This window comes from Pseudomonas knackmussii B13 (assembly GCF_000689415.1).
Classification (GTDB): domain Bacteria; phylum Pseudomonadota; class Gammaproteobacteria; order Pseudomonadales; family Pseudomonadaceae; genus Pseudomonas; species Pseudomonas knackmussii.
The window spans coordinates 3,541,583-3,555,404 of sequence record NZ_HG322950.1; the positions used below are offsets into that span (position 1 = coordinate 3,541,583).

A 13,822-nucleotide genomic window follows, 5' to 3' on the forward strand; every position below is an offset into this window, starting at 1 on the left:
GCGAAATTTCCACAAGCGCCGTATCATTGCCGGCACGTCCGCCGTACGACTTCAGCCATGAAATTCGCCATTGCCCTCTTCGCTCCCCCGCACTCGCCCGCGGCCCGGCGCGCCCTGCGTTTCGCCGAGGCGACGCTCGCCGGCGGCCATGAAATCGTCCGCTTGTTCTTCTACCAGGACGGCGTGCACAGCGCGTCGAGCAATCCGGTGACCAGCCAGGACGAGCTCGACGTCGCCGCCTCCTGGAGCCGCTTCGTCAGCGAGCACAAACTGGACGCTGTGGTCTGCATCGCCGCCGCGTTGCGCCGTGGCGTGCTCAATACCGAAGAGGCCAGCCGCTATCAGCGCCCGGCAGCCAACCTGCAGGCGCCCTGGGAGCTGTCCGGCCTGGGCCAGCTGCATGAAGCGGCACAACTCGCCGACCGCCTGGTCTGCTTCGGAGGCGACTGATGGCCAAATCCCTGCTGATCATCACCCGCCAGGCGCCCTGGTCCGGCCCCGCGGCCCGGGAAGCGCTGGACATCGCGCTCGCCGGCGGCGCCTTCGACCTGCCCATCGGCCTGCTCTTCCTGGATGACGGCGTTTTCCAGCTCGCGCCGGGGCAGAAGCCCACCAACCTGGAACAGAAAGACCTGCAGGCAAACCTCCAGGCACTCCCGCTGTTCGGCGTCGAAGATCTCTATGTAGCCGCTCGCAGCCTCGCTGAGCGCGGGCTTGCCGCCGACGGGCTGAGCCTGCCGGCACAGGTGCTGGACGACACCGCGCTGCGGCAGCTGACCCAGGACTACGACCAGGTGATCACCCTCTGATGAGCACGCTGCATCTGCTATCCCATTCCCCGTTCGGCGACGGTCGCCTGGACAGCTGCCTGATGCTGCTTGGCAGCGACGACGCCATGCTGCTCAGCGGCGACGCCGTCTACGCCCTGGCCACCGGCAGCGCACCGCGCCAACGCCTGGAGTCGCTGCCCAACGCACTCTTCGCCCTCGACGAAGACCTCCAGGCCCGCGGCCTGCAGGACGCACTGCCGGCCAATGCAAAGGCGGTCGACTACCCCGCTTTCGTCGAACTCTGCACCCGCTACGACAAGGTCAACGCCTGGCTATGAATACGCTCTCGGTCAACGGTCATAGCATCGCCCTGGACAAGGACGGTTACCTGCAGCATCTGGGCGACTGGTCCGAGGCCACCGCCGAGGCCTTGGCACTGCAGGAAGACCTGCACCTCTCCGCCGACCACTGGGAAATCATCACCCTGCTGCGAGAGTTCTATGCCGAGTTCCAGCTGTCGCCGGCCAACCGCCCGCTGATCAAGTTCGTCGCCCAGCGCCTGGGCCCGGAAAAGGGCAACAGCCTGCACCTCAACCTCCTGTTCAAGGGCACCCCGGCCAAGCTTGCCGCCAAGCTTGCCGGCCTGCCGAAGCCGACCAATTGCCTATGACAGTCGCCCCGCTCGTCCTGCAGACTCCCGCCGAACACCCTTTCGCCCAGTTCGTCCGCATCCTCGGCAAGGGCAAGCGCGGTGCACGCAGCATGACCCGTGAAGAGGCCCGCGAAGCGCTCGGCCTGATCCTCGATGGCCAGGTGGAAGAGACCCAACTGGGCGCCTTCCTGATGCTGCTGCGACACAAGGAAGAAAGCGCTGACGAGCTCGCCGGTTTCACCGAAGCGGTGCGCGCTCGTTTGCAGGCTCCGGCCATCCCCGTCGACCTCGACTGGCCCAGCTACGCCGGCAAGAAGCGCCACCTGCCCTGGTACCTGCTGGCCGCCAAGTGCCTGGCCGGCAGCGGTACGCGCATCCTCCTGCATGGGGGCGGCGCACATACCGCGGGGCGCCTGTACACCGAACAACTGCTGGATGTGCTGAACATTCCGCTGTGCCGCGACTGGCATTCGGTTGGCAGTGCCCTAGACGAACACGGCCTGGCATTCGCACCGCTGGTGGACTGGATGCCGACGTTGCAGCACATGATCGACCTGCGCAACACCCTCGGCCTGCGCTCGCCGATCCACTCGCTGGTGCGCCTGCTCAACCCGCTGGGCGCGCATTGCATCCTGCAGAGCATCTTCCACCCCGGCTACCAGGACACCCACCGCGAAGCCAGCCGCTTGCTCGGCGACCGCGCCATCGTGATCAAGGGCGAAGGCGGCGAGATCGAGATCAACCCGGACGGCCCGGCGCAACTCTATGGCGCCGAAAACGGCGAGAGCTGGGATGAGGAGTGGCCAGCCCTTTCCGCGCTGCGCCACGTCAAGCCGGAGCGCCTGGACCCGCAGGTGCTGAAAGACGTCTGGACCGGCGCAAGCGACGATGCTTATGGCGAGCTGGCGGTAACCGCCACAATGGCGCTCGCCCTTCGCGGCCTCGGCCGAGACCGCGAGACTGCCTTTGCAGAGGCGCGCGAGCGCTGGGCCGCCCGAGACAAATCGATCTGATCGATACATAGAAGCGTATTTTTGCGCTTATCTATCGACAGCAAATGAATAGACTGGCTCCCATCGCTTACTTACACGGGAGCCCGTCATGGGACAGCTCATCGATGGCCGCTGGCACGACCAGTGGTACGACACCAGCAAGGATGGCCGCTTCCAGCGCGAGAACGCGCAACGCCGCAACTGGGTCACCGCCGACGGCCGTCCCGGCCCCAGCGGCGAAGGCGGCTTCCGCGCCGAGGCCGGGCGCTATCACCTCTACGTCTCCCTGGCCTGCCCCTGGGCACACCGCACGCTGATCTATCGGAAGCTCAAGGGCCTGTCCGGCCTGATCGACGTCTCGGTGGTCAGCTGGCTGATGCTGGAAGAGGGTTGGACTTTCGACCGCGACTTCGGCTCCAGCGGCGACGCCCTGGAAGGCCTGCGCTTCCTCCACCAGCGCTACACCAGCGACGACCCGCACTACACCGGTCGCGTCACCGTGCCTGTGCTGTGGGACAAGCAGGAGAAACGCATCGTCAGCAACGAGTCGTCGGAAATCATCCGCATGTTCAACTCGGCGTTCGACGGGCTGACCGGCAACGACCTGGACCTCTACCCCGCCGAACTGCGCGAAGAGATCGACGCCCTCAACGCACGCATCTACCCGGCAGTGAACAACGGCGTTTATCGCGCTGGCTTCGCGACCACCCAAGGTGCGTACGAGGAAGCATTCAATACGCTGTTCGACGAACTCGACCGTCTGGAAGCCCTGCTCGGCGAGCGGCGCTACCTGGCTGGTGAATACCTGACCGAAGCCGATGTCCGCCTGTTCACCACGCTGATCCGCTTCGACGCGGTGTATCACGGGCACTTCAAATGCAACCTGAAGCGCCTGGCGGATTACCCTAACCTCTCCGGCTGGCTGCGTGAGCTGTACCAGTGGCAGGGCGTGGCCGAAACCGTGGACTTCCAGCACATCAAGAACCACTACTACGGCAGCCATCGCACCATCAATCCAACCGGCGTGGTACCGCTCGGCCCGCAGCAGGATTTCAGCGCACCGCACGGGCGCGAGCATCTGCCGGGCAAAGGGATCGCGCGCAAAGGCTGAGGCGAGCGAAGGGCGGATAACCTTCGAGGTTATCCGCCGCTTGACCTTACCTGTCGGCACACACGGATTCGAACCAGACGTTTATCGCAGGCGTGCATCGAGCAGATGCCTGGCAGTTCGCCTCCCCGGTTCAGCCAAGAAATGGCCGATACGTCAGAGTGGCTTGTCGATCTTGTCGTAGATCTTCTGCAGTGCAGCCAGGCGCTCCTGGTAACGCTGTTTCAGGCAAGCCTTGTTAGCGCCGCAGGCGCGGCGCTCATCCAGCCAGGCAAGCTGGGCGTCGCCCATATCGCCCCGCACACCCATGGCGAACAGGCCACTGAGCAGGCGGTAGGTGGTAGCCATCTGCACATCCAGCTCGGACAACTGGCGATCGGCACAAATGGCCTTCTCATCTGCGTGCCGGGCCTGCTTGCAATCGAAGCTGGCCGCACTGGCCGGAAGCGCCAAAACAGCCAGGGCACAGGTCGCACCGAAGACTGCCATGGCGCGCCCCCCCATCATTGCTGGCCTTCGAACCAGGCGAGCTTGTCGCGCAGGGAAACCACTTCGCCGACGATCACCAGGGTCGGCGCATGTACTTCGTGCTCAGCGACCAGTTGTGGCAGATCGGCCAAGGTGCCGGTGAACACCCGCTGATGCACCGTGGTGCCTTGCTGCACGAGAGCTGCCGGCGTACTCGCAGCACGACCGTGGCGCACCAACTGCTCGCAGATCACCGGCAAGCCAACCAGGCCCATGTAGAACACCAGGGTCTGACCAGGCGCGACCAGGTCGTTCCATGGCAGATCGGTGCTGCCGTCCTTCAGGTGACCGGTAACGAAACGCACCGACTGCGCGTAATCGCGATGGGTCAACGGAATGCCGGCATAGGCTGCACAGCCGCTGGCTGCGGTAATGCCCGGCACCACCTGGAACGGAATGCCATTGGCCGCCAGTTCGTCGATCTCCTCGCCACCGCGACCGAATATGAAGGGATCGCCGCCCTTCAGACGCAGCACGCGCTTGCCTTCCTTAGCCAGCTCGACGAGCTTGCGGTTGATCTCGTCCTGCGGAACGGCATGGTCGGCACGGCGCTTGCCGACATAAAGACGGTCGGCATCGCGGCGGCACAAATCGAGGATGGCCGGAGCGACAAGACGGTCATAGAGCACCACGTCGGCCTGCTGCATCAGGCGCAGGGCGCGGAAGGTCAGCAGGTCAGGATCGCCCGGGCCTGCGCCGACCAGGTACACCTCGCCACGCGCATCAGCCTGGCCGCCCGCCAGCTTCTCGACCAACAGGCGTTCGGCTTCCGCGGGCTGCCCGGAGAGCGCGCGCTCGGCCACCGGCCCCTGGAAGACTTCTTCCCAGAACTGGCGGCGCTGCTGCAGGTCTGGCAGGCGCTGCTTGACCGCCTCGCGGAAGCGGCTTGCCAGCCCGGCCAGCTGGCCATAGGTAGAGGGAATCCAGGTTTCCAGCTTGGCCCGCAGCAGGCGCGCCAGCACCGGCGCGTCGCCGCCGCTGGACACTGCCACGAGCAGCGGCGAACGATCGACGATGGCCGGGAAGATCACGCTGCATAGCGCCGGCGAATCGACCACGTTGACCGGCACGCTGCGCACATGGGCGTCGCGCGATACCTGTGCGTTCAGCGGCTCGTCGTCGGTGGCGGCGATGACCAGTACGCAATTGCCGAGGTCGCCCTCGGCATAGCGGCGTTCGAGCAGTTCGCCACCGCCCTGCTCCACCAGCTCGCGCAGCTCGCTGTGAACCTGTGGTGCGACCACGCGCAGGACGGCGCCCGCGCTGTCGAGCAGGCGTGCCTTGCGCAGCGCGACTTCACCGCCCCCGACCAAGAGCACGCGACGCCCGCGCAGGATGTGGAACAGCGGCAGCGAATCCATCTCAGCCGATGACCTCGACGCCGCCCATGTAGGGCTTCAGCACTTCCGGTACGCGGATCGAACCGTCGGCCTGCTGATAGTTCTCCAGCACCGCGACCAGGGTACGACCGACCGCAAGGCCCGAGCCGTTGAGGGTGTGCACCAGCTCCGGCTTGCCGGTTTCCGGATTGCGGAAGCGCGCTTGCATGCGGCGCGCCTGGAAGTCGCCGCAGTTGGAGCAGGAAGAAATCTCGCGGAACTTGTCCTGGCTCGGCACCCAGACTTCCAGGTCGTAGGTCTTGGCCGCGCTGAAGCCCATGTCGCCGGTGCACAGGGCCAGCACGCGATACGGCAGCTCCAGGGCCTGCAGGACCTTCTCGGCGTTGCCGACCAGGCTTTCCAGGGCATCCCAGGATTTCGACGGCTCGACGATCTGCACCATCTCGACCTTGTCGAACTGGTGCTGGCGGATCATGCCGCGGGTGTCACGGCCCGAGGCACCGGCTTCGCTGCGGAAGCACGGGGTGTGGGCGACGAACTTCAGCGGCAGCTCCTTCGCATCGAGGATCTGCCCGGCGACGATGTTGGTCAGGGAGACTTCGGCGGTCGGGATCAGGTACAGGTCGGCCTCGTTCTCACGGCCGATCTTGAACAGATCTTCCTCGAATTTCGGCAGCTGGCCGGTGCCCTGCAGGGTCGGCGCCTGCACCAGGTAAGGGGTGTAGGCCTCTTCGTAACCGTGCTCGCGGGTATGCAGGTCGATCATGAACTGCGCCAGCGCGCGGTGCAGGCGGGCAATCGGGCCGCGCATCAGGGCGAAACGCGCGCCGGACAGGCGAGCGGCGGTCTCGAAGTCCAACCAGCCATTACGCTCGCCGAGAGCGACGTGATCCTTGATCTCGAAATCGAAGCTGCGCGGAGTGCCCCAGCGGCGGACTTCGACGTTCTGCTCTTCGTCAGCGCCGACCGGCACCGACTCGTGCGGCAGGTTGGGGATGTTCAGCAGCAGGTTGTCCAGCTCGGACTGGATCATATCCAGCTCGCGCTTGCCGGATTCCAGCTCCTCGGCCATGCGATTGACCTCGGCCTTGAGCGGCGCGACGTCCTCGCCATTCTTCATGGCCAGGCCGATCGCCTTGGAGCGCGAGTTGCGCTCGGCCTGCAGGGTCTCGGTACGGGTCTGCACGGACTTGCGCTGGTTCTCCAGCGCCTCGATGCGCGCCACGTCCAGGGTGAAACCGCGTGCGGCAAGGCGTTCGGCCACTTCCTGCGGCTGGGTACGTACCAGTTTGGAATCGAGCATGGTCTGTTCTCGTGTCTAGTGTCGGCGGCGTGCGGGCGCCGCTCAGGATTTTCTGCGTTTTCTCGGGCTGGCCCGATCCAGGGCCGCCAGGTGTTTGAGCTTCTCGCCGATCTTCAGCTCCAGGCCACGGGGCACGGGCTGGTAATACTGGCGCGGTTCGAGCTGCTCGGGGAAGTAGTCTTCCCCGGCGGCGTAGGCGTCGGGCTCGTCGTGGGCATAACGATACTCTTCGCCATAGCCGAGGTTCTTCATCAGTTTGGTCGGTGCATTGCGCAAATGCAGCGGCACTTCCAGCGAGCCGTTCTCGGCAACATCGCGACGCGCTGTGTTGTAGGCGTTGTAAACGGCATTGCTCTTCGGCGCGCAGGCGAGATAAACGATGGCCTGCGCGATGGCCAGCTCGCCTTCGGGGCTACCCAGGCGCTCCTGTACGTCCCAGGCATGCAGGCACAGGGTCAACGCGCGCGGGTCGGCGTTGCCGATGTCTTCGCTGGCCATGCGTACCACGCGACGGGCGATGTAGAGCGGATCGCAACCGCCATCGAGCATGCGGGCGTACCAGTAGAGCGCACCGTCCGGACTGGAGCCGCGCACCGACTTGTGCAGCGCGCTGATCTGGTCGTAGAAGGCCTCGCCGCCCTTGTCGAAACGACGGCGGCTATCGCCCAGCAGGTTTTGCAGCAGCTCGGCGCTGATCTCGCCACCGTCCTCGGCCAGGTCGGAGGCATTCTCCAGCAGGTTGAGCATGCGTCGGCCGTCGCCATCGGCAGCCGCCATCAGGATGGCGAAGCTCTCGTCCGGCAGGCTCAGGCGACGCTTGCCGAGGCCCTTGTCCTCGTGCAGCGCGCGGTCCACGAGCTTGCGCAGCGCCGCTTCGTCCAGGCTTTTAAGCACATAGACGCGCGCCCGCGAAAGCAGTGCGTTGTTCAGTTCGAACGAGGGGTTCTCGGTGGTCGCGCCGATGAAGATCAGGGTGCCGTCTTCGACATACGGCAGGAAGGCATCCTGCTGGCTCTTGTTGAAGCGGTGCACTTCGTCGACGAAGAGAATGGTGCGGCGGCCGTATTGCGCCGCCTGCTGTTTGGCCATCTCCACCGATTGGCGGATTTCCTTGACGCCCGAGAGCACCGCCGAGAGGGTCTCGAAGTGCGCATCGGAAACCTGTGCCAGCAGCTTGGCCAGCGTCGTCTTGCCGACGCCCGGCGGCCCCCAGAAGATCATCGAGTGCAGCGCGCCCTGCTCCAGCGCCTCGCGCAACGGCTTGCCGCGGGCGAGCAGGTGCTCCTGGCCGACGTATTCGTCCAGGCTGGCCGCACGCAGGCGCGCTGCCAGGGGCTGGGCTACGGGTTCGGAACGAAACAGGTCCACGCTGACTACCTCACGGGCGCCGCGCTCGGGCGGCGACCCTTCACTCCTGGATGACGTCGACGCCCTTGGGCGCTTCGAAGACGAACTGCTTGGCGTCCACCGGCTCGTTCATCTTCACGTCGAAGAACAGGATGTTGGTGCGCTGGCCGACGCTGTCGATCAGTTGCATGTCGTTGACCACGCCGTTGCGGAAGGAAATCCGCAGGCTGTCGAACAGCGTGTCCTTGTCCTTCGGCTTGAGGATGAAGTCGACCACGTTGCCGCCGTCCTTGCCGGTGATGTCGAAGCTCTCGTGGATCTTCGAGATATCGCCGGAAAGCAGCAGCGCCGGGGTCTGGGTCAGGCGCTGGTCGAGCTTCTGGATGGTCACCTGCTGCAGATCCGGGTCATACAGCCAGACCTTCTCGCCATTGGAGATCAGCAGTTGCTCCTGCGGCGCATCGGTGTGCCAGCGGAACAGGCCCGGACGCTTGAGCGCCAGGTTGCCGGCGGTTTCCTGCAGGCGAGTGCCGCTGCCGTCCAGCGTCAGCTGGGAGAAGCGTGCGGTCATGGTTTGCGCCTTGCTCAACAGCCCGCTCAGGCGTTGGGTGGAGGCATCGTCGGCGTGGGCCTGAACGCCGGTAAAAGTCAGCGCAGCAAGCAGCAGCATGCGGATCAAGCGCATGGAATTCCTCGATCAGTCACGAATGGGGGCCGGCGCGACCACTTCGCGCGAGCCATTGGTATTCATCGGAGTGACCACGCCGGCCATCTCCATCGCCTCGATCATGCGCGCGGCGCGGTTGTAGCCGATCTTCAGCTTGCGCTGAACCGCGGAAATCGAGGCGCGGCGGCTCTCGGTGACGAAGCGCACAGCCTCGTCGTACAGCGGATCGTCTTCGCTGCCCTCTCCGCCTTCACCGCCTTCGCCGCCACCGAAGCTGCCACCACCGCCGCCTTCTTCGGCACCGGCGAGGATGTCTTCGATGTAGTCGGGCGCGCCGCGCAGTTTCCAGGCCTCGACCACGCGATGCACTTCATCGTCGGAAACGAAGGCGCCATGCACGCGAATCGGCAGGCCGGTGCCCGGCGGCAGGTAGAGCATGTCGCCATGGCCGAGCAGTTGTTCAGCGCCACCCTGGTCGAGGATGGTGCGCGAGTCGATCTTGCTGGATACCTGGAAGGCGATACGGGTCGGGATGTTGGCCTTGATCAGACCAGTGATCACGTCCACCGACGGGCGTTGGGTCGCGAGGATCAAGTGGATACCCGCCGCCCGCGCCTTCTGGGCGATACGCGCGATCAGCTCTTCGACCTTCTTGCCGACGATCATCATCATGTCGGCGAATTCGTCGACCACCACGACGATGGTCGGCAGCGTCTTCAGCAGCGGCGCCTCGTCTTCCATGCTCTCGCGGCGGTACAGCGGGTCGGTCAGCGGCGCGCCAGCCTCCTCGGCGTCCTTCACCTTACGGTTGAAGCCTGCCAGGTTGCGCACACCCATGGCCGCCATAAGCCGGTAGCGCCGCTCCATCTCGGCGACGCTCCAGCGCAGCGCGTTGGCCGCCTCCTTCATGTCGGTGACGACTGGGCAGAGCAGGTGCGGAATGCCCTCGTAGATCGACAGTTCGAGCATCTTCGGGTCGATCATGATCAGCCGCGCCTCTTCCGGCGTCGACTTGAACAGGATCGACAGCAGCATGGCGTTCACGCCCACCGACTTACCGGAGCCGGTGGTACCGGCTACCAGCAGGTGCGGCATCTTCGCCAGGTCGGTGATGATCGGCCGGCCACCGATGTCATGACCCAGAGCCAGCGGCACGGTGGACTTGTGCTCGTCGTACTCCGGCGACGACAGCACTTCCGAGAAGCGCACCATCTGCCGGTCTTCGTTGGGAATCTCGATACCAACGGTGGTTTTGCCGGGAATGACCTCGACCACGCGCACGCTGATCACCGCCAGCGAACGCGCCAGGTCCTTGGCCAGGTTGGAGATGCGGCTGACCTTTACACCGGCGGCTGGCTGGATCTCGAAACGAGTGATCACCGGGCCCGGGTGCACGGACTCCACCAGTACCTCGACGCCGAACTCTTTGAGCTTGATCTCGAGCAGGCGCGACATGGCCTCCAGCGATTCGGGCGAGAAGCTCTTCTTCTTCTCACCGGCCGGGTCGAGCAGCGAAATGGGCGGCAGCGTGCCTTCCACAGCGGTGTCGATGAACAGCGGCGCCTGCTTTTCTTTCAGGACGCGCTTGCTGGGCTCTGCCGGTGCAGGCGGCGGCGGAGTGTCGATCTTCGGCGCCGGGCGCTTCTCGCGCTCCTGCACGCTTTTGACCAGGGCCTCCTCGCGCTCGATCAGGCGCTCCTTGACCTTGGCCTGCTCGCGGCGGTCGGGCACCACGGGCGCCGCGACTTCGGCCACTACCTCATCCACTTCACGCAGCTGAGCGATCAGTTGGCGATGCTCGTTTCGCGCGCTCCACCAGCGGTTGAAGGCGTTCTGGATCAGTTCGAAGAGGTCGAGCGTGATCTTCCCGGTGATATCCATTACCTGGAACCACGACAGGTCGGCGAACACGGTCAGCCCGAACAGGAAAAGCGCGATGAACAGCAGGGTGCTTCCCTGCACGTTCAAGGCGTTCATCGCCAGTTGACCGAGGCTTTCGCCCACGGCACCGCCAGCCGAAGCTGGCAGGTGGTTGCCGCCGATGTGGAAATGGATATAGGCCAGCGCCGAACCGGAAAGGATCAGGAAGACCAGGCCGATCAGGCGCCAGGAGAACAGCCAGCCGCTCCATTCCCAGGGCATGTGGCGCTTGCGGAAGACCTGCCAGGTCTTGACGCACAACAGCAGCGGGAACAGATAGGCGAAATAGCCCAGCGCGACGAACAGGATGTCGGCACTCAGGGCCCCGAGACGTCCCGCGGCATTCTGCACCTGCTCAACGTGACTGGAATGGCTCCAGCCCGGATCCGACGGATCGTAGGTGAGCAGCGCCATCCACAGGTAAAGGCAGAGCGCGCCGAGCGCGATCAGTGCGCCTTCCTTCAGGCGGATATGCAGTTGCTGACGCCAGGCGGCGGCATGGCTTGCAGTGGTCGAGTCCTTCAAAACACGTCTATTCCTGCGCACGGGGCGCGTCCGAGGGTCTTATGACGGCAAAACGCGCCTATTGTACGGCTTTGGCCGATCGTTGCCACAGGTGCCGCCCTGACGCCTTTTGCCGCTCTTTCAAGGTTCGGTGTAGCATAGCCCACCTAGGTTTCACGGCTGCTCAATTGGAGCATGCAATCTCTTACGTGACAAAGGCTTATGGAGTCTTTTTATGAGTGACGTCAAGCATTCGCGCCTGATCATCCTGGGCTCCGGCCCGGCCGGCTACACCGCCGCCGTTTATGCCGCGCGCGCCAACCTCAAGCCTGTTGTCATCACCGGCATCCAACCCGGCGGCCAGCTCACCACCACCACCGAAGTAGACAACTGGCCGGGCGATGTCGAAGGCCTGACCGGTCCGGCGCTGATGGAGCGTATGCAGCAGCACGCCCAGCGTTTCGATACCGAGATCGTCTACGACCATATTCATACCGCCGAGTTGCAACAGAAGCCTTTCATCCTCAAGGGTGACAGCGGCACTTACAGCTGCGACGCACTGATCATCGCCACCGGCGCCTCTGCTCAATACCTGGGCATGAGCTCGGAAGAGGCCTTCATGGGCAAGGGCGTTTCCGCCTGCGCCACCTGCGACGGCTTCTTCTATCGCAACCAAGTGGTCTGCGTGGTCGGCGGCGGCAACACCGCGGTCGAGGAAGCCCTGTACCTGGCGAACATCGCCAAGGAAGTTCACCTGATCCACCGTCGCGACAAGCTGCGCTCGGAAAAGATCCTCCAAGACAAGCTGTTCGAAAAAGCCAAGAACGGCAACGTGCGCCTGCACTGGAACACCACCCTGGACGAAGTACTGGGCGACGACATGGGCGTCATCGGCGTACGCTTGAAAGACGCTAACACCGGCGAAACCCGCCAGCTGGACCTGTCCGGCGTGTTCATCGCCATCGGCCACAAGCCCAACACCGACCTGTTCACCGGCCAGCTGGCCATGCGTGACGGCTACCTGGTGGTCAAGGGTGGCGGCGAAGGCAACGCCACCGCCACCAGCATCGAAGGTGTGTTCGCCGCCGGCGACGTGGCCGACCACGTCTACCGCCAGGCCATCACCTCGGCTGGCGCCGGCTGCATGGCCGCGCTGGACGCCGAAAAATTCCTCGACGACCAGCACTGACAACGCCTGGGGAGGGCCCGCCCTCCCCTACTCCGCCATGCTCAGCTGGCTCTCCCGCCGAAATTTCGACTTCCCTCCGCTGGATCAGGCGCTGCACGAGCCCAATGGTTTGCTCGCTGCCGGCGGCGACCTGGACCCGCGTCGACTGATCGCTGCCTATCGGCACGGCTGCTTCCCCTGGTACCAGGATGACCAGCCGATCCTCTGGTGGTCGCCCGATCCGCGCACCGTTCTTTTTCCCGACGAACTGCATGTCTCTCGCAGCCTGGCAAAAGTCATGCGACAGGAGCGCTATCGAGTAAGCATCGACCAGGCCTTCGACCGCGTCATCGCCGCCTGTGCGGCGCCGCGGGACTATGCCGATGGCACCTGGATCACCCAGCCCATGCAGGATGCTTACCGCCAATTGCATCGCCTCGGCGTCGCGCACTCGGTGGAAACCTGGCAAGGGGACGAACTGGTGGGCGGGCTCTACGGCCTGGCTATTGGCCGACTGTTCTTTGGCGAATCCATGTTCAGCCGGGCCGACAACGCCTCGAAGGTGGCGTTCGTCACCCTGGTCCGCCGCCTGCGCGAAGCCGGATTCGAACTGATCGACTGCCAGATGCCCACCCAGCACCTGCACAGCCTCGGCGCACGCGCCATAACACGCAGTCAGTTCGCCGACTTGCTCGCTCGCCACCTTGATCAGCCGCCGCTCTGCGATTGGCGTTCGTAGGCGGACTGGCTCCGGCTGACATAAACTTGCCAGAGGGTTATCGCAGGGGTTGATCATGACCGAACTGGCCCGACTGAAGTTCTACGCGACGCAACCGCATCCATGCAGCTATCTGCCCGAGGAACAAGCCACCACGCTGTTCCTCGACCCCAGCCAGCCCATGGACGCGCAGCTGTACGCCTCGCTTTCCGAAGTCGGCTTCCGCCGCAGCGGCGAACACCTCTACCGCCCGCACTGCCAGCACTGTACAGCCTGCATCCCTGCGCGCATTCCGGCCGCTGACTTCCTGCCGAATCGCCAGCAGAAGCGCATCATCAAACGCAATGCCGACCTCAAAGTACTCAAGCGCCGCCCGGCTTTTACCGAGGAGTACTACGGGCTCTACATGCGCTACATCGAGCAGCGCCATGCCGACGGCGACATGTACCCGCCCAGCCGAGACCAGTTCAGCACCTTCCTGGTGCGCGATCTGCCGTTCAGCTGCTTCTACGAGTTCCGCCTGCAAGGTCGCCTGCTAGCAGTGGCGGTCACCGACGTCCTGCCCAACGGCCTGTCTGCGGTTTACACCTTCTACGACCCCGACGAGGAGCGTCGCAGCCTGGGCCGATACGCCATCCTCTGGCAGATTGCCGAGACTGCCCGCATGGGCCTGCACGCTGTCTATCTCGGCTACTGGATCAAGAATTGCCGAAAGATGAACTACAAGACCCAGTACCGACCGATCGAACTCTTCGTCAACCAGCGCTGGGTGGCTCTAAACTGAGCCATTTCTGCGCCCCTTGGC

The 13,822-nt window shown here is 64.5% G+C and carries 15 protein-coding genes; 9 read left to right on the plus strand and 6 right to left on the minus strand.

What is annotated here, in order from left to right; translation table 11 throughout:
* The first annotated feature begins 57 nt into the window (after window positions 1-57).
* From tusD to PKB_RS16585, 6 genes are all read left to right on the plus strand, one after another.
* Entirely contained in the window at window positions 58-450 is a 393-nt protein-coding gene (gene tusD / locus PKB_RS16560; protein ID WP_043253215.1) for a sulfurtransferase complex subunit TusD, read from the plus strand.
* Window positions 450-809, plus strand: a complete 360-nt coding sequence (gene tusC / locus PKB_RS16565; protein WP_043253216.1) for a sulfurtransferase complex subunit TusC — start codon at window positions 450-452, stop codon at window positions 807-809. Before tusD ends, tusC begins: the two co-directional genes overlap by 1 nt.
* Window positions 809-1,108 (plus strand): sulfurtransferase complex subunit TusB, encoded by a 300-nt coding sequence (gene tusB, locus PKB_RS16570; protein ID WP_043253217.1) that lies wholly within the window; start codon window positions 809-811, stop codon window positions 1,106-1,108. The genes tusC and tusB overlap by 1 nt, the downstream gene beginning before the upstream one ends.
* On the plus strand, window positions 1,105-1,440 hold the full coding sequence (locus tag PKB_RS16575) for a TusE/DsrC/DsvC family sulfur relay protein (RefSeq protein WP_043253218.1): 336 nt from the start codon (window positions 1,105-1,107) through the stop codon (window positions 1,438-1,440). The genes tusB and PKB_RS16575 overlap by 4 nt, the downstream gene beginning before the upstream one ends.
* Window positions 1,437-2,435: a glycosyl transferase family protein gene (locus PKB_RS16580; RefSeq protein ID WP_043253219.1), complete on the plus strand. Its 999-nt coding sequence runs from the start codon at window positions 1,437-1,439 to the stop codon at window positions 2,433-2,435. The genes PKB_RS16575 and PKB_RS16580 overlap by 4 nt, the downstream gene beginning before the upstream one ends.
* Before the next feature lie 88 nt (window positions 2,436-2,523).
* Window positions 2,524-3,525, plus strand: coding sequence for a glutathione S-transferase family protein (locus PKB_RS16585; protein ID WP_043253220.1), 1,002 nt, complete (start codon window positions 2,524-2,526; stop codon window positions 3,523-3,525).
* Window positions 3,526-3,678: 153 nt separating this feature from the next.
* On the opposite strand, the gene PKB_RS16590 is transcribed toward PKB_RS16585, so the two are convergent.
* The 6 genes from PKB_RS16590 to ftsK are packed head-to-tail and all read right to left on the minus strand — an operon-like array spanning window position 3,679 to window position 11,173.
* The gene (locus PKB_RS16590) at window positions 3,679-4,011 is read right to left on the minus strand and encodes a lysozyme inhibitor LprI family protein (RefSeq protein WP_043257445.1); all 333 of its coding nucleotides are present in this window, start codon (window positions 4,009-4,011) and stop codon (window positions 3,679-3,681) included.
* Between the two features lie 14 nt (window positions 4,012-4,025).
* Window positions 4,026-5,411, minus strand: coding sequence for a siroheme synthase CysG (gene cysG / locus PKB_RS16595; protein WP_043253221.1), 1,386 nt, complete (start codon window positions 5,409-5,411; stop codon window positions 4,026-4,028).
* A 1-nt stretch (window position 5,412) separates the two neighbouring features.
* Entirely contained in the window at window positions 5,413-6,693 is a 1,281-nt protein-coding gene (serS, locus tag PKB_RS16600; RefSeq protein WP_043253222.1) for a serine--tRNA ligase, read from the minus strand.
* 42 nt (window positions 6,694-6,735) lie between these two features.
* Window positions 6,736-8,061 (minus strand): replication-associated recombination protein A, encoded by a 1,326-nt coding sequence (locus PKB_RS16605; RefSeq protein WP_043253223.1) that lies wholly within the window; start codon window positions 8,059-8,061, stop codon window positions 6,736-6,738.
* 40 nt (window positions 8,062-8,101) lie between these two features.
* Window positions 8,102-8,725 carry an outer membrane lipoprotein periplasmic chaperone LolA gene (gene lolA / locus PKB_RS16610; RefSeq protein ID WP_043253224.1) on the minus strand — a complete coding sequence of 208 codons (624 nt, stop codon included), beginning with the start codon at window positions 8,723-8,725 and terminating at the stop codon, window positions 8,102-8,104.
* A 12-nt stretch (window positions 8,726-8,737) separates the two neighbouring features.
* A complete protein-coding gene (gene ftsK, locus PKB_RS16615; protein WP_197539227.1) occupies window positions 8,738-11,173 on the minus strand; it encodes a DNA translocase FtsK in 2,436 nt (811 codons plus the stop codon).
* A 193-nt stretch (window positions 11,174-11,366) separates the two neighbouring features.
* Here ftsK and trxB point away from each other — a divergent pair, with 193 nt between their 5' ends.
* The 3 genes from trxB to PKB_RS16630 are packed head-to-tail and all read left to right on the plus strand — an operon-like array spanning window position 11,367 to window position 13,801.
* On the plus strand, window positions 11,367-12,320 hold the full coding sequence (trxB, locus tag PKB_RS16620) for a thioredoxin-disulfide reductase (RefSeq protein WP_043253226.1): 954 nt from the start codon (window positions 11,367-11,369) through the stop codon (window positions 12,318-12,320).
* Window positions 12,321-12,357: 37 nt separating this feature from the next.
* Window positions 12,358-13,038, plus strand: coding sequence for a leucyl/phenylalanyl-tRNA--protein transferase (gene aat, locus PKB_RS16625; protein ID WP_043253227.1), 681 nt, complete (start codon window positions 12,358-12,360; stop codon window positions 13,036-13,038).
* A gap of 55 nt (window positions 13,039-13,093) precedes the next feature.
* Window positions 13,094-13,801, plus strand: coding sequence for an arginyltransferase (locus PKB_RS16630; RefSeq protein WP_043253228.1), 708 nt, complete (start codon window positions 13,094-13,096; stop codon window positions 13,799-13,801).
* Window positions 13,802-13,822 lie beyond the last annotated feature (21 nt).